This window comes from Nocardia albiluteola, from assembly GCF_018860155.1.
Taxonomy (GTDB): Bacteria; Actinomycetota; Actinomycetes; order Mycobacteriales; family Mycobacteriaceae; genus Nocardia; species Nocardia albiluteola.
This window is the reverse complement of record NZ_JAHKNI010000001.1, coordinates 494,259-516,870: the sequence shown is the minus strand read 5'-3', so window position 1 is coordinate 516,870 and position 22,612 is coordinate 494,259. Positions and strand designations below refer to the sequence as shown.

18 protein-coding genes are annotated in these 22,612 nt (G+C 69.2%); 9 read left to right on the top strand and 9 right to left on the bottom strand.

All coding sequences use genetic code 11. From position 1 onward, the window contains the following. The first annotated feature begins 165 nt into the window (after positions 1–165). A complete protein-coding gene (locus KO481_RS02385; RefSeq protein ID WP_215915247.1) occupies positions 166–1,782 on the top strand; it encodes a DUF2207 family protein in 1,617 nt (538 codons plus the stop codon). A gap of 118 nt (positions 1,783–1,900) precedes the next feature. On the opposite strand, the gene KO481_RS02380 is transcribed toward KO481_RS02385, so the two are convergent. Beyond that, positions 1,901–2,464 (bottom strand): TetR/AcrR family transcriptional regulator, encoded by a 564-nt coding sequence (locus KO481_RS02380; RefSeq protein ID WP_215915246.1) that lies wholly within the window; start codon positions 2,462–2,464, stop codon positions 1,901–1,903. Positions 2,465–2,559: 95 nt separating this feature from the next. Between KO481_RS02380 and KO481_RS02375 the strand changes: the two genes are divergently transcribed. Continuing rightward, positions 2,560–3,678: an FAD-dependent oxidoreductase gene (locus tag KO481_RS02375; RefSeq protein WP_215915245.1), complete on the top strand. Its 1,119-nt coding sequence runs from the start codon at positions 2,560–2,562 to the stop codon at positions 3,676–3,678. 54 nt (positions 3,679–3,732) lie between these two features. On the opposite strand, the gene KO481_RS02370 is transcribed toward KO481_RS02375, so the two are convergent. Then, the gene (locus KO481_RS02370; protein ID WP_215915244.1) at positions 3,733–4,986 is read right to left on the bottom strand and encodes an ROK family protein; all 1,254 of its coding nucleotides are present in this window, start codon (positions 4,984–4,986) and stop codon (positions 3,733–3,735) included. Between the two features lie 477 nt (positions 4,987–5,463). On the opposite strand from KO481_RS02370, the gene KO481_RS02365 reads away from it, so the two are divergent. The 7 genes from KO481_RS02365 (at position 5,464) to KO481_RS02335 (ending at position 13,614) form a co-directional block, all read left to right on the top strand. Beyond that, complete coding sequence (locus KO481_RS02365; RefSeq protein ID WP_215915243.1) at positions 5,464–6,222, top strand: GntR family transcriptional regulator; 759 nt, start codon at positions 5,464–5,466, stop codon at positions 6,220–6,222. Then, a complete protein-coding gene (locus KO481_RS02360) occupies positions 6,219–6,446 on the top strand; it encodes a 4Fe-4S dicluster domain-containing protein (RefSeq protein WP_215915242.1) in 228 nt (75 codons plus the stop codon). The genes KO481_RS02365 and KO481_RS02360 overlap by 4 nt, the downstream gene beginning before the upstream one ends. Positions 6,447–6,457: 11 nt before the next feature. Continuing rightward, positions 6,458–7,885: an ABC transporter substrate-binding protein gene (locus tag KO481_RS02355; protein ID WP_215915241.1), complete on the top strand. Its 1,428-nt coding sequence runs from the start codon at positions 6,458–6,460 to the stop codon at positions 7,883–7,885. Between the two features lie 61 nt (positions 7,886–7,946). Next, positions 7,947–8,807: an ABC transporter permease gene (locus tag KO481_RS02350; RefSeq protein WP_215915240.1), complete on the top strand. Its 861-nt coding sequence runs from the start codon at positions 7,947–7,949 to the stop codon at positions 8,805–8,807. Further along, positions 8,804–9,550 (top strand): ABC transporter ATP-binding protein, encoded by a 747-nt coding sequence (locus KO481_RS02345; protein WP_215915239.1) that lies wholly within the window; start codon positions 8,804–8,806, stop codon positions 9,548–9,550. The genes KO481_RS02350 and KO481_RS02345 overlap by 4 nt, the downstream gene beginning before the upstream one ends. Before the next feature lie 19 nt (positions 9,551–9,569). Beyond that, positions 9,570–12,263 (top strand): fumarate reductase/succinate dehydrogenase flavoprotein subunit, encoded by a 2,694-nt coding sequence (locus KO481_RS02340; protein WP_215915238.1) that lies wholly within the window; start codon positions 9,570–9,572, stop codon positions 12,261–12,263. Between the two features lie 121 nt (positions 12,264–12,384). Then, positions 12,385–13,614, top strand: coding sequence for an arylsulfotransferase family protein (locus KO481_RS02335; RefSeq protein WP_215915237.1), 1,230 nt, complete (start codon positions 12,385–12,387; stop codon positions 13,612–13,614). Between the two features lie 61 nt (positions 13,615–13,675). Here the strand turns inward: KO481_RS02335 and KO481_RS02330 are convergent, their stop codons facing one another. The 7 genes from KO481_RS02330 to KO481_RS02300 form a co-directional block, all read right to left on the bottom strand. Further along, the gene (locus tag KO481_RS02330; protein ID WP_215915236.1) at positions 13,676–15,517 is read right to left on the bottom strand and encodes an ArnT family glycosyltransferase; all 1,842 of its coding nucleotides are present in this window, start codon (positions 15,515–15,517) and stop codon (positions 13,676–13,678) included. 230 nt (positions 15,518–15,747) lie between these two features. After that, on the bottom strand, positions 15,748–16,899 hold the full coding sequence (locus tag KO481_RS02325) for an LLM class flavin-dependent oxidoreductase (protein WP_215915235.1): 1,152 nt from the start codon (positions 16,897–16,899) through the stop codon (positions 15,748–15,750). Next, positions 16,896–17,702 carry a DUF1684 domain-containing protein gene (locus tag KO481_RS02320; protein ID WP_215915234.1) on the bottom strand — a complete coding sequence of 269 codons (807 nt, stop codon included), beginning with the start codon at positions 17,700–17,702 and terminating at the stop codon, positions 16,896–16,898. The genes KO481_RS02325 and KO481_RS02320 overlap by 4 nt, the downstream gene beginning before the upstream one ends. A gap of 61 nt (positions 17,703–17,763) precedes the next feature. Next, positions 17,764–19,413, bottom strand: a complete 1,650-nt coding sequence (locus KO481_RS02315; protein WP_215915233.1) for a dipeptide ABC transporter ATP-binding protein — start codon at positions 19,411–19,413, stop codon at positions 17,764–17,766. After that, entirely contained in the window at positions 19,410–20,279 is an 870-nt protein-coding gene (locus KO481_RS02310; protein WP_215915232.1) for an ABC transporter permease, read from the bottom strand. Before KO481_RS02310 ends, KO481_RS02315 begins: the two co-directional genes overlap by 4 nt. Before the next feature lie 202 nt (positions 20,280–20,481). Beyond that, the gene (locus KO481_RS02305) at positions 20,482–21,480 is read right to left on the bottom strand and encodes an ABC transporter permease (RefSeq protein WP_215915231.1); all 999 of its coding nucleotides are present in this window, start codon (positions 21,478–21,480) and stop codon (positions 20,482–20,484) included. A gap of 34 nt (positions 21,481–21,514) precedes the next feature. Further along, positions 21,515–22,588 carry an LLM class flavin-dependent oxidoreductase gene (locus tag KO481_RS02300; RefSeq protein WP_215915230.1) on the bottom strand — a complete coding sequence of 358 codons (1,074 nt, stop codon included), beginning with the start codon at positions 22,586–22,588 and terminating at the stop codon, positions 21,515–21,517. Positions 22,589–22,612 lie beyond the last annotated feature (24 nt).

Genomic DNA, 22,612 nt, shown 5'->3' with positions numbered 1-22,612 from the left:
CTGTTGACCACCGTATCCCGGTGGATAGCCGGGTCGCTGCGGCCCCGCGGGCGGCATCGGACCGCTCCCATAGGGTGGTTGACTCAATCCCCCACGCCCCCTGCTTCTATCCACACACTCGACAGCCGATGCCGAACAATACCAAGCTGTCTATGCTGTTGCGTCATGCTCATGTTTCGGGGGGGCGCGGTCGGCGCCTTGTTGGTAGTTCTGGCCGGAATATTCGCGATGGCGCCGGCCGCACAGGCCCAGGCACCCGCCGACGGCGTGGCGATCAAGGCCGACATCAAGCTCAGCAAGCAGGGCGATCTGCAGGTCGCCGAGACCGTGACCGTGCCCAAGGGCGGGTCCTTCGACATGCAGCTGCCGCTGCGGCTCGCGCTCGGCGACAAGGGGGGCGAGCGCCGCTTCAAAGTCTCGGACATCTCCAGCACCGGGCCCGGCTCGGCGAAGGTGAACGGCGATCTGTTCACTGTGAACGCACCGCCCGGGACGTCCTCGTTCAAGTACACGGTGCACAACACCGTCAGCGACGCGCCCGGCACCCAGCTGTTCCGCTACACCGGCGTGCTCGACGCCGATGTCGCGTCCTTCGACGCGACCCTGATCAGCCCGAGCTACCAGATGGGCATCGCCGACTGCTCGGTCGGGCCGCAGAGCGCACCGCAGAAGTGCCACGCGCAGATCGAGGCCGACGGCGTGCTGACGATGTACGAGGAGAGCCTGAAGAAGGGCGACGTCATCGCCCTCACCCTGCAACTGCCGCCGGGCACCGTGCCCGCCAATGCCGATATCAGCGACGGTAAGTCGAGCGGTCCGTTCGCGATCACCGCGCCGGCGGTGATCGCCTTCGGCGTCCTGCTGGTCGCGCTCATCGCCTTCGGCGGTTACGTGGCATGGGTGCGCCGGCAGGACGCGACGACCCTGGCCGGCGCCGAGGCCGCGGATCCGGTGCAGCGCAAGGGAAGTAAGGCGCAATTCGTCTCGCCCGACGGCGTGCTGCCGGGCGAGTCCGGGCTGCTGCTCAAAGGCGTGACCGGCGCAGGCGAACTCGCGGCGACGGTGGTGGATCTGGCTGCGCGCCGGTATCTCTGGATCGCCCCGGTGAGCGATTCGGACTGGCGCCTCACCCGGGTGAATCCGGCCGATGAGCAGCTGCGCGACTACGAACGGGAGGTCTACCGCGCGGCGCTGCCCGACGGCGTCGATTCGGTCCTGCTGTCGGAGCTGCGCGCACCGGGCCGGGTGCAGGCCGAACCCGCACGCGCGGCGCTGCGCCAGGACCTGCACGAGCACGGGCTGCTGGCCGACCGTAAGAGCCGTGGCCTGGCGTTCTGGCTGGGCGCGGCGCTGGTCGTCGTAGGCATCGGCGCGACCATCGGGCTGGCGCTCTCGGGCGGCTACGCGCTGGTGGGCATGGCCGTCGGGATCGGCGGGCTGGCGCTGCTCCTGCTGCCGGCCTACCTCCCGGCCCGCACCGCGGCGGGCCGCGCCCTGGCCGTGCGGGTGCGTGGCATGCAACGCGGCCTGGAGACCCTTCGGGTCGATCAGATACCGCCGGCCGAGCGCGGGCCGGTGTTCTCCCGGGCACTGCCGTTCACCGTGGTCGACGGCCGCGCCGACAGTTGGATTCGCCAGTTCCGCGAACTGAATCCCGGCACCGGAAACGAACCGGCGCTGTACTGGTTCGGCGGCTTCGAACAGGACCCGGACCTGACCCGATTCGCCGGGCATTTCCCGTATTTCATCACCGCACTGCAGGGGCTGTTCGCCGCGAAATGACGCGCGGGGCCGGTACTACCTCCCGGCGGCGGTACCGGCCGCGAACGCCGGTACCGCCGCGCCGCGGTACGAATCGGGGACGGCGAATCGGCGCGGATTGATTCGATCGAATGTCGGATCAGCGGGCACGCAATCCGTCGAGAACGATATCCACGGTGCGCGCGACCGTCGCCGGATACGACTCGTCCGGGAATGCATAGATCTGCAGCGTCGCCAGCTTCGCGATCTCCCGGGCATCGATATCCCGGCGCAGATCCCCTTCGGCCTGCGCTTGGATGGTCATGGCCACGACGTGTTCGGCCACCCGCGCGCGGACGTCGACCAGACCCGGATGGCTCCGGATATCCGCATGTAACGCCGGCTCCAGCGCGGCCGCCATTGCGCCCAAACGCAATTCGGCACACTCCCGCAGGAACCGGCACAGCGCGGGCCAGGCGCGGGCCTCGTCCCGGCGGGCGGTGGCGGCCAGTTCCGCCAGACCGGAGAGGTAGCCGTGCGCCGCCGCGGTGATCAGCGCGGCGCGGTCCGGGAACCGCCGATACAGCGTGCCGACGCCGACGCCCGCCCGATCGGCGATCTGTTTCATCGAGACCTCGACGCCCCGATCGCGGAACTCGATCTGCGCCGCGGCCACGATCTGGTCGCGATTGCTGCGCGCATCGGCCCGCAACTCGTCGGACACCCCATACCTCCGAAACAAGTGGACGAAATTCTTCCGGTTAGCGTACCGTAGACGGAAGTGGACGAAATTCGTCCACTTGACTGGAGGGATGGACCATGGGCGGCAGTGTGCTCATTTCCGGCGCCGGGGTCGCAGGCTCGACGCTTGCGTATTGGCTTGCGCGACATGGATTCACGGTGACCGTGGTGGAGCGCGCCGCCGGTCAGCGGTCGAGCGGAAACCCGGTCGACGTGAAGGGGCACGCGGTCGCGGTGGCCGAGGATATGGGGGTGATGCCGCAGCTGAGGGCCGCGGCCACGGCCGTGCGGCGCCTGGTCTTCCTCGATACCGCGGGCCGGGAGCGGGCGGGTGTGAGCCTGTCGGCATTCCAGGGCTCCGCCGGCGACCGCGAGGTGGAGATATCGCGCGCCGACCTGGCCGCGATACTGCTGGCGGCCGCGCGCGACAATGCCGAAATCCGCTGGGGCGACGCGATAACCGGCCTGGAGCAGGCAGGCGATGCGGTCGAGGTCACCTTCGAGCGGGGCACACCGGCGCATTTCGACCTGGTCATCGGGGCCGACGGGTCCCATTCGGCCGTGCGGCGGCTGGCCTTCGGCCCCGACTCCGCCTTCGTCCGGCACATGGGCATGTACGTGGCGACGCTGCCGGTCGACCACACCCTTGCGGGCGAGGATGCCGTGGCCATGGTCAGCAGTCCCGGGCGCGCCTTCTCGGTACACCCCGCACACGGAATTCCCCTGGCAGCCTTCTTTTTCCGGCAGCGGACGGTACCCGATTTCGACTACCGCGACCTCGAGCAGCACAAGCGCCTGCTCGCCGCGGCATACGCCGGAAAGCTCGGTGTCTACGAGGAATTCCTCGACCGCGCGGCCGCGGCCGAGGACCTGTACTTCGACTCGGTGAGCCGAGTCAGCCTGCCGCACTGGTCGATCGGCCGCATCGGCGTGGTCGGCGACGCGGCGTCGAGCCTGTCGCTCTTCGGCGACGGTTCCACCCTCGCCATCATCGGCGCCCATACCCTTGCGGCCGAGCTCGCGAGCACGCCCGGCGATATCTCCGGTGCCCTGGCCCGCTACGAACGCCGCCATCGCGCCGTGGTGCGCCCGAAGCTGCGCGGCTTCGCGCTGGCGCGAATGCTGCTGGTACCGAATAACCGCGCGAACATCACTGCGCGCAATCTCGCCGTCCGCGCGATGGACACCGTGCTCTAGCACCTGGGGTGTCCATCGCGGGACCTCGCAGAATATGCCCTGCGTCAGGCACTCTCAGCGCGTGGCGCGTCGCATGGCCGAGAGCGGGTCGGCGTAGAAGACGCTCAGCGAGGTGACCGCCGCGGCATGCTCCTGGACGCGACCGCCGAAGCGGCTGATGCGCAGATCGGCGGAGGGCAGTGCGGTGTTCTTCGCGAACGCCTGTGCCACCCGGTCGATTCCGGGCCGGTAGCCGGTGAATGCCTGCCCGCCCAGCACGACTCGATCCGGGTTGAACATGTCCCGGACCAATGCCGCAGTGCGGCCGAGGATTTCCGCGCGCTCGTCTAGCAACTCGCGCGCGGGCCCGGATCCACCCGCCGCGGCCCGGTAGAGGTCCGCGATCGCGGGCCGGCGCGGGGCTTCCCGCTTGGGCACGATCCCGGCCGCCACAGCCCGGGCGAGCAGCGCCGCCTCCCCGACGGTCGCCTCGAGGCAACCGCGCCGGCCGCAGGCGCAGTTCACCTCGGAACCGGTGGGCAGATGGGCGATCGACCCCGGGCCGCTGGCCGGGGTGTGCACGCGATCGTGCATGGTGACCGCGATGCCCGCGGTCTCCCGCACGTAGACGTACAGGCTGCTGCCGGGTCGCTGCTCGTCGGCCGACCCGAGCAGCAATTCCGCGGCGGCCATCGCTTCCACGTGCGCCGATACCGAGACCGGCAGATCTAGCACCGCGCCGAAGATCGCGGCGACGGGCGCGGCCCGCCAGCCCAGGCGGGGATGATCGACCACGCCGGCGGCGGCATCGACCCGTCCCGCCAGCGCGACCCCCGTCCACAGCGGACGCCGGCGCGGCAGCCGGTCCAGGAACGCCTTGGCGCTGCGGGCGATGATGGTCAGCGCGGCGTCCTGGCCGGCCTGCGGCGTGGCGATCTCCAGACCGCCGAGGATGCGCCCGGACAGGTCGGCGGCGATGATCCGGGTCACCGTCGCACCGATGTGCACGCCGACCGTGGCGAAGGTATCGGTATCGACCTCGAACGGTATGCGCGGGCGGCCCACGGCACCGGATGCGGTGCGGTCAGCCCGTTCTCGCAGGAGTCCGGCCGAAAGTAGCGCGGACACTTGACGATTGACGGTGGCGATGCTTAAACCCGTTGTATGCGCGGCAGAGTCGCGGAAGATCGGGCCGCGGGTCGCGGAACGTAGCACTGCGGCGGCCGGGTTGTCCGCGATGCGGAGCTCCGGCGGCACCGCGGGCCGCGCGGCAATTCGGGTGTTCGGTGTGGAGGTGGAGGACGGACGCTCGAGGGTGGGGCTCGTCATGGTGCGGAATCCTTGTTGCGGTCCCGGATCGCGGGAGAACTCTTATCGAGGATCAACAAGGCAGCCGGAAGGGCCCGAACGGTCGGCCAGCGCGACGTGGAGCGGTTCTCAGCTGCGCGAACGGGAGCAACACAGCTCCCGCTGCCGCGGCAGCCGGACGCCGAGCGCGATGGTCATGTACGTGACCTGTGCGGCATTCGGTCGGCTGGAGGACATGTTGCCCACGGTAACATCCCATGTCTCGCGGACGCCAGACCAGTCGGTCTGCATGCATTCCGCTCATCGTGATTCCAACGCCCGCACGCGCCGCCGGGGTGGCGCAATGGCCGTCCACACCTGGCCTCACCTCCTGGCCCCGCCGTGTGCGGGAGGCGGATACACCGATCGCGTCACACCGCTGCCGCCGCGAGCGCCGGGTCGCCTCGCAGCCCGCGGCTACAGTCGCAATCCGCAGGTCACCGGCGGAAGGAGAACGAGGTGACGCCCCAACCCACCCCCATCCGCCGCGCCGATCGCGCCCGGCAGGTGGCCGACGTGCTGCGCCAGCAAATCCATGCCGGAACCTTCGACAGTGCGCTGCCCGCCGAGGCGGCGCTGGCCACCGAATTCACGGTGTCCCGCAACACCGTCCGCGACGCGCTGGCGCTGCTGCGGGACGAGGGACTGATCGAGCGCGCCCCGAAGGTCGGAACCCACGTCGCCCAGCGCAAATACGATCACGGGCTGGATTCGCTGCGCGGGCTGAAGGAGACGCTGCGCGGCCACGGCGAGGTGTACAACGAGGTGCGGGCCGCGCTGCGCGTGACGCCGCCGCCCGCGGTGGCGCGGCGGCTGCGACTGGGGCCCGGCGAGCCCGCGGTCTACATCGAGCGGCTGCGGCATCTGGACGGGCTACCGGTGAGCCTGGACCTGACCTACCTGGCGCCTGATATCGGCGATGCGGTGATCGAGCGCGACCTGGAATCGAACGACATCTTCGCCCTCATCGAGGAGATCGGCGGCGGCCCGCTGGGCTCGGCCGACCTGGCGCTCGAGGCCATCACCGCCGATCCCCACTCGGCCGCGACCCTGCAGATGCCCGAGGGCGGCGCGCTGCTGCTGCTCGAACGACTGACGCGAATGGAGGACGGGCGCCCCGTGGACCTCGAGTACATCCGGCTGCGCGGCGACCGAATCACCATGCGCGGCAGCCTCGTTCGCCCGACCGACCCCATCGACTGGAGGCTGACCCGATGACCCTGGTGAACCAGCGTGCCGATGTCCCGGTGACGATCGATGAATCCCTCTGCATTCAGGGATGCACGCTGTGCGTGGAGATCTGCCCGCTCGATTCGCTGGCGATCAACCCCGACAACGGCAAGGCATACATGCACGTCGACGAGTGCTGGTACTGCGGCCCGTGCGCCGCGCGCTGTCCGACCGGCGCCGTCACCGTGAACATGCCATACCTGCTGCGCTGATTCGAGGAAATATGAAGTACCGCCCGGCCCGAATGATCGCGGCCGTCGCTATCACGGCGCTCACGGCCGCCGGGTGCTCCCTGCAGAGCACCGGATCCGGAAGTACCGTCCGCGTCGTCATCGGCTATCAGTCCAAGACCATCAATACCGTGACCGCGGGCACCCTGCTGCGGGCGAAAGGCTTTCTGGAGCAGCGCCTCGCCGCGCTCACCGCGCACGGCGGCCCGAAATATCGAGTGGAGTGGCAGGATTACGACACCGGCGCCCCGATCACCGCGCAAATGGTCGCGGAGAAGCTCGATATCGGCTCGATGGGCGATTATCCCCTGCTGATCAACGGCTCTCGCACCCAGGCCGATGCGCGTGCGGCCACCGAGCTGGTATCTGTCACCGGATACCAGCCGCGCGGATCGCTGAACATGATTGTGGTGAGCCAGAATTCGCCGGTTCAATCGGTTGCCGAGCTGTCGGGAAGGAAGGTTTCCTCCAGCGTCGGTTCGGCCAGCGACGGTTTGCTCCGGCAGGCGTTGACCCGCACCGGCATCGATCCCAAGTCCGGCGTCGAGGTGCTCAACCAGCAGCCTCAGATCGGGGCGTCGGCGCTGGAATCCGGTCAGGTGCAGGCGCTGTCGCAATTCGTGGCCTGGCCCGGATTGCTGGTGTTCCAGAACAAGGCGAGGCTGCTCTACGACGGCGCGGAACTGAACGTGCCGACCTTTCACGGTGTCGTAGCCCGGCGCGACTACGCACATCAGCATCCCGAGGTGCTGGACGCCTTCCTGCAGGCCCAACTGGACGCGACCGATTTCCTGCACCAGCATCCGGTGCAGGCCGCGAAGCTGGTGGCCGACGGCTCGGGCCTGCCGCAGGAGGTGGTCTACCTCTACAACGGCCCGGGCGGTACCTCGTTCGACACCCCGTTGAAGCCGCAGCTGATCCAGGCCTTCAAGGGCGATGTGCCGTACCTGACATCGATCGGGAACTTCGCCGACCTGAATATCGATGGCTTCGTCCAGGATGCGCCGCTGCGCAAGGCGTATACCGAACGCGGCCTGAACTACGACGCGGCCGTCGCGAACTTCGCCAACCCCGACCCGATCATCGGTGCCGACCCCGTTGCCGGACGTCCCGCTTCGGATCCGGCGCTGGCCGGGGAGATCTGGCTCGACGGCCAGGACGCCACCCAGCCGTGCGCGGATCCCACCAGCCTGCTGCGGGCGGTGAAACTCGCTCGGGCACAGGGAAAGAAGGTGCGTGCGGCATACGTTCCGGACGCCGAACTCGGCACCCGCTGGTTCGCCGACAAGGCGCTGTGGGTGCACGACGGGAGCGCGTACCTGCCGTTCACCACGCAGGCCGCGGTGCAGCGGTACCGGCTCGGTCATCCAGCGGCCGTTCCGGTGTCCTACGACCAGGCGATCGATGAGGTCGCGTCGTGAAGGCGCAGGCAGGACGGCTCGAGGGTGGAGTGCCTAACGGCCGGAGCACCGAGGTGAGGTCATGAGTATCACGACGGTTCAACCGGTACCGTCGATCGGCGAGTTACCTTTGGCCCCAACAGCATCGGTCAGGGGTAGCACCGGCAGATGGCGGTCGAGAATGACCCGGATCCTCGCGGTTGCCACCGCAATCGCGGTATGGCAGTTGCTGACCGCCGAACACGTGCGGCTCTGGGTACGGTTCGACACCCTGCCGACGGTGACCAGCATTCTGCGTGCGTTCGAGCACCAGCTCGCAACCGGCACCTACTGGCTGGACCTCGGTCAATCGTTGATCCGGATCGTCACCGGCTTCGCGCTGGCCGCCGTCACGGGCGTGGCTTCCGGTGTCGCACTGGGGCGTTCGCGCCTGGCCGTCGATATCCTGGGTCCGCTGACCGAGCTCGCCCGGCCGATCCCGGCGATCGCGATCGTGCCGGTGGCGATCCTGATGTTCCCCACCGACGAGGCCGGCATCGTCTTCATCACCTTTCTGGCCGCGTACTTCCCGATCATGGTCAGCACCAGGCACGCGGTCCGGGCCCTGCCGACCATCTGGGAGGATTCGGTGCTCACCCAGGGCGGCAAGCGCCGGGACGTGCTGCTGCGGGTCGTGTTGCCCGGCAGCCTGCCCGGGGTCTTCGGCGGGCTGTCGGTCGGGATCGGCGTGGCGTGGATCTGCGTGGTGTCGGCCGAAATGATCTCCGGGCGTTTGGGAGTCGGATACCGCACCTGGCAGGCCTACACGATCGTGGACTATCCGGGCGTGTTCGTCGGCATCATCACCATCGGACTGCTGGGCTTCGGCACCTCGGCCGCGGTCGAGGTGCTGGGCCGCCGCATCACGCGCTGGCTGCCCCGGGCGGCAGGGTCGGCGAAATGACCTCCTCGCCAATGACTCTCGCGCTCGAACGGGTCGAATTGCGTTATGCCGGTGCGCCGGTGCTGACCGAACTGAGCCTCGATATCCGCCCCGGCGAGATCCTGGTGCTGACCGGGCCGTCCGGATGCGGCAAATCGACGGTGCTGCGCGCGCTGGCCGGACTGCTGCGCCCGGGGTCCGGGCGGTTGCTCGCGGACGGCCTCGAGGTCACCGGCCCCTCCCGCGACCGGGCGATGGTCTTCCAGGACAACGCGCTGTTGCCTTGGCGCACCGTGCGTTCCAATATCGAACTGGCGCTGAAGCTGCGCGGGGAACCGCGCGCCGGGCGGCGCGAGCGTGCGGAGCGCTGGATCGCGGAGGTGGAACTCACCGGCTTCGGCGACTACCTGCCCAAGAACCTCTCCGGCGGCATGCGGCAGCGCGTGCAGCTGGCCCGCGGCCTGGCCGGCGCACCCCGGGCGGTGCTGATGGACGAGCCGTTCGGCGCGCTGGACGCGCCGACCCGGGCCGCCATGCAGCGGCTGCTGATCGCGACGTGGCATGCCCACCCGGCCACCGTGGTCTTCGTGACCCACGATGTGGACGAGGCGCTGCTGCTCGGCGACCGGGTCGCGGTGCTGCGCGGCGGCGGGTTGCGCGCGCTGCTGGAGGTGCCGCGGCCGCGCGGGAGCGGAGTGGACCGGTCCGCACTTCGCGCGGAAATCCTTACTGCCCTTGGCTATTCGGAAGATCGAGTCGCCTGATCCACTCTGGAGTGTGCTGATGAATATTCCCGACCTCGCCGACACCCTCCGGCTCGACTGCGACGTGCTGGTCATCGGCGGCGGCACCGCGGGGACCATGGCCGCCCTCACCGCGGCCGAACAGGGCGCGAATGTGCTGCTGCTGGAAAAGGCGCACGTGCGGCACTCGGGCGCACTGGCGATGGGCATGGACGGGATCAACAACGCGGTCGTGCCCGGTAAGGCCGAGCCGGAGGACTACGTCGCCGAGATCACCCGGGCCAACGACGGCATCGTCAACCAGCGCACCATCTATCAGACCGCGACGCGTGGCTTCGCGATGGTGCAGCGACTCGAGCGGTACGGAGTGAAGTTCGAGAAGGACGAATACGGCGAGTACGCGGTGCGGCGGGTGCACCGCTCCGGGTCCTATGTGCTGCCGATGCCCGAGGGCAAGGACGTGAAGAAGGCGCTGTATCGCGTGCTGCGGCAACGCACGATGCGCGAGCGGATCCGGATCGAGAACCGGCTGATGCCCGTACGGGTGCTCACCTCCGGCGGGCGTGCGGTCGGCGCGGCCGCATTGCACACCCGCACCGGCGAATTCGTGGCCGTCGGCGCCAAGGCCGTGATCCTGGCGACGGGGCCGTGCGGGCGCCTGGGGCTACCCGCCTCGGGATATCTGTACGGTACCTACGAGAATCCGACCAATGCCGGGGACGGCTATGCGATGGCCTATCACGCCGGCGCGGAGCTCTCGGGCATCGAATGCTTCCAGATCAATCCGCTGATCAAGGATTACAACGGCCCGGCCTGCGCCTATGTCGCGAATCCGTTCGGCGGCTATCAGGTCAACGCCCACGGCGAGCGCTTTGTGGACTCGGACTACTGGTCGGGCCGGATGATGACCGAGGTGAAGCGGGAGATCGAATCGGCCCGCGGTCCCATCTATCTGAAGGTGTCCCATCTGCCGCACGAGACGCTGACTGCACTCGAGGGCATTCTGCATACCACCGAGCGCCCGACCCGTGGCACCTTTCACGCCAACCGCGGACACGACTACCGCACCCACGACATCGAGATGCACATCTCCGAAATCGGTTTGTGCAGTGGGCATTCGGCCTCGGGAGTGTGGGTGGACGAACATGCCCGCACCACGGTTCCCGGGCTCTATGCGGCTGGGGATCTGGCGTGCGTCCCGCACAACTACATGATCGGAGCCTTCGTCTACGGCGATCTGGCGGGGGCCGACGCGGCCGCGAGGCGCTCCGATATCCCTGCGCCGCAGGATCTTCCGCAGGATCAGCTCGCCGCGGCGCACGAACTGGTCTATCGCCCGCTGCGCAATCCGGACGGCCCGCCGCAGCCGCAGGTGGAATACAAGTTGCGCCGTTTCGTCAATGACTATGTGGCGCCGCCCAAGACCGCGACGAAGCTGTCGCTGGCGGTCGAGACCTTCGAACGGATGCGCACCGATATCGAACAGATGGGCGGCGCGACCCCGCACGAGCTGATGCGCTGCGCGGAGGTGAGTTTCATCCGCGACTGCGCCGAGATGGCCGCCCGATCCTCGCTGACCCGCACCGAATCCCGCTGGGGCCTCTACCACGAAAGGGCGGACCTCCCGGAGCGGGACGACACCGGATGGCGCTACCACCTGAACCTGCGCAAGGGTGCCGACGGGGACATGGAGTTCCTGAAGCGGCCCGTGGCGCCGTATTTCGTGCCCGTGCCCGATCTGGCCGAGATTCCGGCGGCCGAACTCACGCCGGTGCCGGTGCCGCAGCCGGAACTGATCACCGGTCCACCGCGCATCGCTCCCCCTGATCCGGCGGCGGTAAACTCGTGCGCCGCAACGACATCGGTCCGGCCGTCCTCATCGGCCGCCCGAATCGCCCCGCTGCTGAACCTGGACGCGCCCGCGCTCGCCGACCTCCAGCCCTATCTCGACGACGGCGACCCGCATGTGCGGGCCACCGCGGTCGCGGTGCTGACCGAGGAGACACCGGACGGCTTCGCCCGACCGCTGAGCGGCGCGCTGGCCGACTCCGATGCGAGCGTGCGTGCCGCCGCGCTGGCCGGACTGCGGGAACTCGTCGAGATCCTGCCCGCGGCAACCGATCTGACCGATCACACCGCATCGCCGGATCCGCTCGTGCGGGCCGGCGTGGTGGACCTGCTGCGCGTCCTCCGATCCGGCACGGCGGACCTGTTCGGCCGGGCCGTCGCCGATGCCGACCACCGGGTGCGGATCGAGGGGGTGCGGGCGCTGGTCTCGCTCGACGACTGGGCCGCGCTGGAGGCGGCCGGGCACGACGAGAACCGCGAGGTCCGGATCGTGGCGGCGCAGGGCTTGGCGACGATCGGACAGGGCGGGGCAGACACTATCCGTACCCTGGCCGACGACCCCGACCCTCTGGTCCGCGCCGCCGCACTCGCCGCGTTCGCGGTCCTCGGCGCGGCCGGCGACGGCGCGGCCCTCACCACGGCCGCGGGCGATTCGGCGTGGCAGGTGCGCGTGGGCGCGGCCCGCGGCTGGCTCGGCCCGGGACCGGAGCTGGGTGTCCCGGCCCTCCGACCGGCCCTGGACGATCCGCACCCGGATGTCCGCAAGGCCGCGGTGCTCACCCTCGCCGGGTGGCCCGGCCACGAGCCCGCACGCGCGGCGCTGCGCGCAGCCCTGGACGATGCCGATGCCGATGTCCGGGCCTACGCGCGACGAGCGCTCGAATGACGCCGGGGACACGCCGTTCCGACCGGATCACCGGCTCCGGCCCGCCAGTGGCTGCCAGACTGCACACAGAGAGCCGGAGTACGCTGCCCCGCATCCACTCGTTAGCATTGCTAGGAATGTCATGACACGGAATTCGCGTGGCCTCCGCCGCGCCGCCGCGGTCCTGGCCGCGACGTCGATCGCCCTGGGGGCAACCGCCATCGCACCATTGGCCGCGTCCGCCGCCCCGGTCCCCAGCCTGCCGGTCGGCGCGCTGACATACACGGTCGATGTGAACAAGCCGGGCTCCACACCGGGCTATATCTATTACACGAGCGGTGTGAGCGCGGCCGCGTTGGTGCCGGGCGCCGGTCAGGTGCTGTCGAATCTGCCGCAGGGCCAACCGGCCAATGTGGTCATGGACAAGGCCGGGCACGAGGTCTGGCGATACACGCCGCCCAAGGGCCAGGACGTCTCGAACTTCCGTACCCAGACCTATCAGGGCAAGCCGGTGCTGACCTGGTGGCAGGGCGGCACGGTCGGCGGGCACGGCTCGGGCACCGACTACATCGCCGATCAGCACGGCCACGTCATCACCACCCTGACCGCCGGCGACGGATTGACCTCCGACGTCCACGAATTCCGGCTCACTCCGGACGGCCGCGCGCTGATCACCTCCTACCGGGAGGTCGACGCCGACCTGACCCCGATCGGCGGCCCGAAGCACGGGAAGATGTTCGACACCGTCGCCTCGGTTGTCGACGTGGCCACCAAAAAGGTACTGTTCCAATGGAGTGCGGCCCAGCACGTACCGCTGACGGACTCCACCGCGGCCACCTCGGCGCCGGGAAGCGGGACCTACGATCCGTACCATATGAATTCGATCGCGCTGGATCCCGCGGGGAATCTGCTGATTTCGATGCGCGACACTTCCACGGTCTACGACGTGAACATCCACACCGGCGCGATCAACTGGCAGCTCGGCGGCAAGCGCTCCACCTTCGCGCTGGGCCCCGGCGTCGAATTCGCCTTCCAGCACGACGCCGAATTCGCCGGTCCGAACACGATCCGGCTCTTCAACGACAACTCCAGCGGACAGCAGACCCTGGGCGTGTCCAGCGTGCAGTGGATCCACCTGGATACCGCGAATCACCGGGCGACATTGGTGCGCAACCAGACTCACCCGAACGGCCTGGTCGCCCCGGCGATGGGCAACGCCCAGGGGCTGGCCAACGGCAACACCCTCGTCGGCTGGGGGATGGCGCCGCACATCTCGGAGTTCTCCCCCTCCGGAGATCTGGTGTACGACGCGGCGCTGCCATTCGGCACCTACCGCGCCTATCTCGAGGAGTGGGCACCCAGCGCCGGTTAGGCTGTCCCGGAACATATTTCGCTGCCCGCGCCGATCCGGCGCGGGCAGCGTCGTCTCGACGTCAGTGCAGCGGGCGGGCTGGGCGGGCGCACGCGTACACCAGGACCGAATCGTCGGCGCTGGACGGCAGTTTCGCGCAGTGTCGCTGAATCCATTGCACCCGTTCGTCGTCGGAGGCTGTGAGCAGGGCGAACCCGATCTGGCCGCGCGCCACCAGCCGTGCAATCTCCGTGGTGCTCATCGCCGGGGCCGATCCGGTGAATCCGCCGAAGGCAGGCACCTCGGCGCCGGTGGTGATGATGAAGGGCGAAGCCAGAATTCCGGTGTTGGCGATCGCCGGGTAGTGCGCGTTCGGGAAAAGCTCGCGCGCAGTCGCAACCAGCTTGGGGCCTTCCGCCAGGGCCTCGGCGATGGAGGTCTGGGTCACCCGTTTGGTCGCGGCGGATTCGAACGGCATGTCGAGTGCCCCGTAGCCGTCCACGACCAGCGACGCCGCCGCGACCGCGGGCGCCGCAAGCGCGGCGACCAGTAGTGCAGGCACCGACCGCCGCCCTCCGACGACGACTGCCACGCCGCACAGCGCCAGGGCCACCACGACGGTCACCCAGCGCACCACGCCCGGTGCGGGCCCGAGCAGGAACCCGCCGTACAGCACCGTCGCGATCACTGCCGCCAGCCCGTACCATCGGACCCGCACCGAGTTTGGTTGCGCGAATTCAACTGTCCCCCAGCCGATCAGCGTCGCCACTGCGGGAGTCAGCACCGCCAGGTAGTACGGGTTGACCGTGCCGATGGCCAGGAAGATCGCCAGATGGACCAGCAGCCAACCACCCCAGATCACCAGGGAGGCGGTGGCGATCGGGGAACGGGCGCGCCGCCGGGCCAGGAGCACCAGCGCCACCAGCGCGATCACGGCCAGTGGAACAAGCCAGCCCGCCGACCGGCCGCCGCCGCCGGTGAAGACGTGATCGAGCCGATTGCCCGGGCCGAGAACCAGTTTGCTGCGATAGTTCTGCTGCCCGGCGAGCTCGAAGTTGGCCGCCCCGACCGTGAACGTGCTGTCGGTACGGGCCAGCGCGTTGTAGCGGAAGACCTGTTCGAACAGCGAATTATGGTTGCTGCCATCCACATACGGGCGACGGCCCGCCGGAACCAGGCTCACCACGGTCATCCAGCTCAGCGAGACCACCAGTGCGACTACCCCGAAGACCGCGATGTCGGCGAGCCGGCGGCGCAGCCGGACACCGGCGGTGATCAGGTACGCCAACGCCAGTAGCGGGACGATGATCCACGCCTGCACCATCTTTGCCTGAAAGGCCAGCCCGATGAAAAGCCCCGCGAGCCACAGGTTCCGGCCACGGCCGGCCCCGATCGCGGCGAGCGTGCGGTCCACGGCCAGCAACAGCAGCAGAATGAGCAGCGTATCGGGGATATTGCCGCGGTTCAGCGACACCGTCACCGGCGTGCACGCCGCCACCACCACGGCCACCGCACCCGCCGCCGGACCGGCGATCCGGCGCACCACCCGGTACAGCAGCAGGATCGTCAGCACACCCTCGACGACCTGCGGCAGCACCTGAGCCCACAGGTGCGGGCCGAACACGTGCACCGAGATCGCCTGAATCCACAGGGCGCCCGGCAGCTTATCGATGCTGACGATCCCGTCGGGATCGAACGCGGCGAAGAAGAAGTTGTGCCAGCTCATGGCCATCGACCGCGCCGCGGCGGCATAAAAGATGTGCGGCTTCTGCGCGGCGATGCCCCATGCATAGCTCACCGCCGCCAGCGCCGCGACGATCAGCAACAGCGGGCGCGCCCATCCCGGCTGATCCGCGGGTGAGCGCCAGAACTGCCACCACGGGTGTACGGGGGCTTGCGAGACTGCGAGAGTGGCTGCGGTCACAGGGACAAATATCCGGCGGCTCCCGACCCGGGTCAAACCATTTATGCACAATTCCACCCTGTGAGCGGGCCATTTCCACCTGTGGGTCCAACCCTCCACCTGTGCGCGGCGGCTCGTCGACCCGGACGGTCCACAGGATGCCGTCGATGTGGAATTCGACTATGTCCCAGTACGATCCACAGGGTGAGCCGGCGCGGCGCACCCTGTGGATAACCTCGGCTGCCCGAAGGTCACGCCGCGCGCACGTGCGTCAGCCCCCACTCTCGGGCCAGTAGGCGGTGCGAATCGAGCCGGTCCTCGTGGCCGTGGGTGACGCTCGTGACGACCAGTTCATCCGCGCCGGTCAGCTGCTGCAGGGCGGTGAGGCGGTCGGCGACCTCGGCGGGGGTGCCGACGAATTGGGTGGTTACCCGGTCCTGCACCAGTCGCTGCTGATGCGGTGTGAGCGGCGGCGCGGTGTCCGGGTCCTGATAGGCCGCCGCCCCGGCGCCGCTGCGAATGCTGTAGACCCAGTGGCCGAACGTCGATGCCAGATGTTCGGCCCTCGCACGGTCCTGTGCGACCAGCACATCCGCAGAGACCACCAGATGGGGTTTGGGGTACTTCACCGATGGCTGGAACGATTCCCGGTATGCCGCAACGGTTTCCAGAATGGTCCCGGGCGAGACGTGATAGTTCGCCGCGAAGGGCAGGCCCAGCCGCCCGGCCAGCCTCGCGCTCTCGCCGCCGCTACTGCCGAACAGCCACAGCTGCACATCCGCTCCCTCACCCGGAACCGCGTGCAGCGCAACACCTTCGGAGGACCGATAGCCACCACTCAGCAGCGCGCGAATCTGCTCCACCTGCTCGGTGTAGCCCACCGGCCGGGCGCCGGGCAGCGAGAGTGCCTCGAATCCGGCCAGGAGCCGGGACGTGTCCAGCACCTGCCCGGGCGTGAACGGCGGCGGGATCACCACCCCTTCCCGCACCTCGGTGGACCGCTCCGGCACGGCGACCGGCTTCACCCCCGCCGACCGGATCTTGTCCGCCTGGTGGCCGGACCGGCCGAGGCCCAGATCGAGGCGGCCCGGGTGCAGGGCGTCGATCGTGCCGAAGGATTCCACCACCGAGGCCGAGGTATGGTGTCCCAGCTGCACCGCGGCCGAGCCCACCCGGATCGTGGAGGTGGCCGCGGCGATCAGGCCGATCAGGGTCGCCGTCGCGGAGCTGGCGACCTGGGCGAAATGGTGTTCGGCGACCCAGAACCGCCGATACCCCCAGGACTCCGCGTGCCGAGCCAGATCGATGGTGTTGCGGATCGCCTGCTGCGGTGTCGATCCCGCGCTCACGGGCGAGAGATCCAGGATCGACAGCGGCACCCGGACACCGCCCGCCGCGCTCATCGCGCCACCGCCTGTCGCGGATTGCGCTCTCCCGCTTCGACGGCCACGCTCAGCCTGTTCTCCGGCGGTGCGATCGGGCACGTCGCGTAGTCGGTGAAGGCGCACGGCAGGTTCTGCGCGCGATTGAAATCCAGCAGCACACCGCCGTCGACATCGGGCGCGGCGATCGGCAGTAACCGCGCGCCCGGATAGGTACTCACACCGCTGGTGGCGTCGGTGAACAGCAGGCGCAGGCCGGTTTCCGGATCGCCGAAGGCCACGACGATGTGCTCGGCGCCGTCCAGCCGGAAGGTGATCGTGCCCCAGGCGGAATGGTGATGCTCCAGTCCTTCCACGACCGCACCCGTCGTGACGATGTGGGCAATCTCGTAGGGCGTGAATGTGCCCGGCACCGACCAGCGCGAATCGGGATGGTAGGCAGGAATTTCCGCGAATCCGGCCAGTGTCGGAGCGTCGGGATCGTGTACACGCAGCGCGAACTGCCCGGTGCGGCGGATCACCTCGACCACGCGATCGCCCGCTCGCACCTCGAGGCCGGGTGCGCCCTCACCCGGCGTAAGCACGGTGCGGCCCGCGAGCGGGCGACCCTCCAGGCTGAGGCCGTCCCCCGATTCCGCCGTGACAACGACATTTTCGCCATCCACCTGCCAGCGACCCGGCAGACCCTCGACGGTCTCACCGGACTCACCGAGCCAGTACAACCCCGTCACACTCAGCCAGCCCAGCGGTTCTCGCGCCCACGCCTCGCGCTCGGCATGCCAGGCCCGCCACTGCTGTTCGAATTCGGTGATAGTCGCGGTCATATCGCTTTCACTCCTCTGCTGTAGTGGGTCGTCCGGCGGCACGGCACGCACCCCGCGCACATCACGCCGTCCTCTCGATCGCGCCCGTGGGCTCACTCCGGGCGGCACCCGGAACCGCAGCCAGCAACTCGCGGGTGTACTCGTGGCCGGGCCGGTCGAAAAGTGCTGTGGTTTCCGCGGTTTCAACGATGCGCCCGGCGCGCATGACCGCCACCCGATCACTGACGCGCCGCACCACCGCCAGATCGTGAGAGATGAACAGGTAGCCCAGCCCCAGTTCGCGCTGCAACCGCTCCAGCAATTCCAGGATCTGCGCCTGTACCGACACATCCAGTGCCGAGACCGGTTCGTCGAGGACCACCAGGTCCGGCCGCGGGGCCAGGGCGCGCGCGATGGCGACTCGCTGCCGCTGGCCACCCGAGAGTTCCGCGGGCCGCCGATCCCGGTGCTCCGGTGACAGCGCCACCTGCTCGAGCAGTTCGTCCACACGGGTCCGGCGCACGGCGCGGTCACCGATTCCGAAGGCTCGCAGCGGCTCCGCGATACTCTGCGCCACCGTCTGTTTCGGATTCAACGCGGCGTACGGGTTCTGGTAGACGATCTGCACACGACGCCGGAACGCACGCAGCCGATCCCCACGCAGCGCGCCGATCTCCCGCCCGTCCAGCATGATCGTCCCCGCATCCGGCCGCTCCAGCCGGGCCAGCATCCGGGCCGTCGTGGTCTTACCCGAGCCGGATTCACCCACGAGCGCCAGCGTCTCGCCGCGATCGATGTGCAGCGCAACATCATCCACGGCGGCTACGGTCGCCCGACCGACCCGAAAGGTCCGGCGCACCCCCGCGGCCGACAGCAACGGTTCGCGCGGTATCCCTCGCGCCGGCCGCGACGGCGCGTTCAGCGTCGGTACCGAATCCAGCAGCCGCCGCGTGTATTCGTGTGCCGGATTTCCGAATACCTCCCCTGTACTTCCGCTTTCGACGATCTCCCCGCGCCGCATGACCACGATGCGGTCGGCACGGTCGGCGGCCACGGCCAGATCGTGGGTGATCAGCAGGACCGCGGCGCCGGATTCGGCGGTGCGGGCGGCGAGATGGTCCAGAATGCGGCGCTGCACGGTGACGTCCAGGGCGCTCGTGGGTTCGTCGGCGATTACCAGTTCCGGACCGCAGGCCAGGGCGATTCCGATCAGGACCCGCTGCCGCTGCCCGCCCGAAAGGTCCTGCGGATATTGGTGGGCCCGCAGGTCCGGGCGGTCCAGCCCCGCCGTGGCGAGTATCTCCACGGCCCGATCCCGCGCGTCGCGACGGGTGGCGTGGCCGTGAATGCGCAGCGCCTCGGCCACCTGATCGCCGACGCGCAGCACCGGATTCAACGCGGTGCCCGGATCCTGGGGCACCAGACCGATTCGTGCGCCGCGAATCCGGCGCAGCCGGTGTGGTGGCGCGTCGTCGATCCGCTCGGCCGCGAAGGTGATTCGCCCGCCCGTGATCGTTCCCGTGCCACCGAGCAGCCCGATTACCGCATGCGCGAGAGTGGATTTCCCGGAGCCGGATTCGCCGACCAGCGCGACGGTCTCCCCCCGCGAGACCGTCAGCGAGGCACCCGCGACGGCCGGTGTCGTCCCGCCCCGGCCGCCATATTCCACGCGTAGATCCTGCACGCGCAGCAGAGGTTCGCCGCTGGACTGCGGCAGTGCAGAGACCGTCACAGCGCACCGTCCCGGGCCAGGGCGCGGCCGAGTCGCTGCGCGGCCAGCACCACTGCGACGATGACCAGGCCCGGCAGCGTCGTCATCCACCACGCGGTCGCGAGATAGTCACGGCCCGCGGCGATCAGCGATCCCCACTCCGGCGCCGGCGGCGGCGCACCGTATCCCAGGAAGCTCAGCGACGACACCGCCAGCACAGCGACCCCGAATTCGACCGCGGCCAGCGCGGCCACCGGCGCATACGCATTGCGCAACACGTGGCGAATCAACACCGCGGGCCAGCGCACCCCCGAGGCGATCGCCGCCTCCACATACGGCGCCCGCCGCACCCGGGCCACCTCGGCGCGCATCACCCGCGCGAAGGCGGGGATCAGTGCGACACCGACCGCGATCGCAACCTTGCGGGTCCCGAATCCCAGTGCGGTGACCAGCACCAGCGCGCTGAGCAGTTCCGGAATCGACAGCAGCACATCGACGATGCGCATCAGGCCGGCATCCACCACGCCGCCCGCCGATCCGGCGACCAAACCGACCAGCGTCCCCGCGACAAGGCCGATCGCGACAGCAATAACCGTTGCGGTCAGCGACAATTCGGCCGCATGCACGACCCGGGTGTAGAGATCGCGCCCCAGGTTGTCGGTACCCAGCCAATGCCGCGCGCTGGGGCCACGCAGCTTCTGCGCCGGGACGCCGCGCAGCGGATCGTCATCGGCGAAGATCGACGGCGCCAGGGCCCAGCCGAGCACCGTCAGCAGCACCACCACGGACAGTGCGGTGGATGCGTTGGCGCGCAACGCCTTGACGACTCCGAGGCGGTCCGGAGACGACTCCGCCCGGGCGCCTGCGGTCGAAACCACGTCGGTCATGACACACCCTCCCGTCCGCCGGTGCACCGCCGCATTGCCGTTGCACCCGAGCAGAATTCGACCTTCCACGCGACTGCGAGCGCCTCCCGGTGCTCCTGGAGCCGATGGGGCTCCGCGCGGCGGCGACTACCGGAACGACCCCATACCGATGAACGAACCAGGCTCCCGCAGAAACGATCCCGGCCCGGTAAATCCGAATTCCTCACCCTGCAACCCCTCTCCGCGCCGGGCGATAGACCCCGGCCCCGGCACCCCGTCCCTGACGCCGGAACTCCCGGGCAAGACGAGGATCCAGAACCGGATGAACCAGATCGACGGCTAGATTGACCAGCACGAAGGCCACCGCCGTCACCATGACGACGCCCTGCACCACCGGAATGTCCTCGGCCAGCACCGCGGTCTGGGTGAGCCTGCCGATCCCCGCCCGCGAGAACACGGTCTCGACCACCACCGATCCGGCCAGCACCGTGCCGACCCACACCCCGGCAACACTGAGCGCCGGGGCCAGCGCGGGCCGCAGTACATGCCGCAGCTGTACCCACCAGCGCGAGGCGCCCTTGGCGAACGCCACCTCGACGAACGGCTGCCGCCACGTCCCGGCCAGGCCGCTGTACAGCACCTGAGCGATGACCGCGCCGACCGGGATTGCCAGTGTCACCGCGGGCAACACCGTGCCACCGAACCCGGTACCACCGAAGGCCGGAAACAGCCGAAGCCGAAACGAAAACAGCTGCAGCAGTATCAATCCCACCCAGAATGTGGGCGCCGATGCCCCGATCGGCGGCAACGCCGTCAAGAGCCCGCTCAACCACCGGCGCTCGGTATACGCCGCGGCCAGCGCCAACGTCGTGCCGAGCACCGCGGCCAGCCCCAGCGCCAGCGCCGCCAACGCCAGCGTCGAGGGTAGGGCCTGGCCCAGGGCGCCGGTGACCGACTCCCCGGTGCCGAGCGAATGCCCCAGATCGCCGCGCACGGCATGCTCCAACGCCGTCCAATACTGATGCCACACCGGCTTGTCGAGTCCGTACCGGGCGCGCATCTCGGCCACCGCGGCCGGATCCACGGCCACCCCCGGGTTTGCGCCGATCGCGAGCTGAACCGGGTCCGCGGGCAGCAGATACAGCACCCCGAAGGACACGGTGAACGCCGCCCACAGCACTCCGACCGCTTGCAGCAGGCGCAGGATCACATAGCGTGTCATCGAACTCTCCAGCCGCACAACGATTCTGCGGCAGTCATCGCACGAGCTCCCCGGACCGGTACCGCTGCGCTCCGAGCGGCCGGCTGACGATCCCCTCGCGCAGCACCGGTGCAACCGCCGACTGAAACAGCGTGAGACTCGCGCGATGCTGCCGCTCGGACAACCCATCGCCGTCCGCGCTCAGGTGGATCACCTCGTGCCCGAACCGCTCGTGATACCGCTGCACCTTTTCCAGCACCTGGTGCGGGCTGCCGACGAGCGCGGAACTGCGCTCGACGAAGTCCTCGACCGATGCAAAGACGGTGGGAAGACCATGCTTACGCGCGACAGACTGCCGCGCCTCGAAGATCGGCCGGTACACCTGGACCGCGTCCTGCGACCGCGGCGCGACATAGAACCCGGCCGTACCCGCACCGACCAGCGCCTGCGCCGGATCGTGGCCGTAGGCGGCCCACCGCTCGCGATAGTGCGCGACGAGTTCGGCGTAGGGCTCGATCGGATTGGTGACATTGGCCGAGAACAGCGGATCCCCGTATCGCGCCGCCAATTCCACCGAGTCGCGGCTGGTGGCGCTTCCGTGCCAGATACGCAGCCGCGATTGCAGCGGCCGGGGCAGCGCCCGGGCCTCGGTCAGCGAGGGCCGGAACCGGCCGACCCAGGTCACCTCGTCGCTGTCCCAGAGCCGCCGGAACAGCTCGTACGCCTCGCGATTTCGCTCCCACTGATCCTGCGCGGTGACGTGAAACAGCTTGGCCTGCGCGGTCCCGTTGCCCTTGCCGATGATGAGTTCCAGGCGCCCGCCCGACAGATTGTCCAGCGTCGAATAGTCTTCGAAGGCCCGCACCGGATCGAGCAGGCTCAACGTGGTCACCCCTGTGAACAGCGCGATCCGGGAGGTCACCGCCGCAATGTTGCTCAGCACCACCGGGGGCGCGGCGGAAATGAACGGATCCTCGTGCCGCTCACCGACCGCGAACCCGTCGTAGCCCAATTCCTCGGCCAGCCTGGCGTTCTCGACCACTCGGCGCAGGCGCTGCGCCGAGGATTCGGTGGCGCCGGTGACCGGGTCCGGCTGGTGGGTAATGAGGGTCAACAGCAGGAATTTCATGCGACGACAACCTCCCGGGCTTCG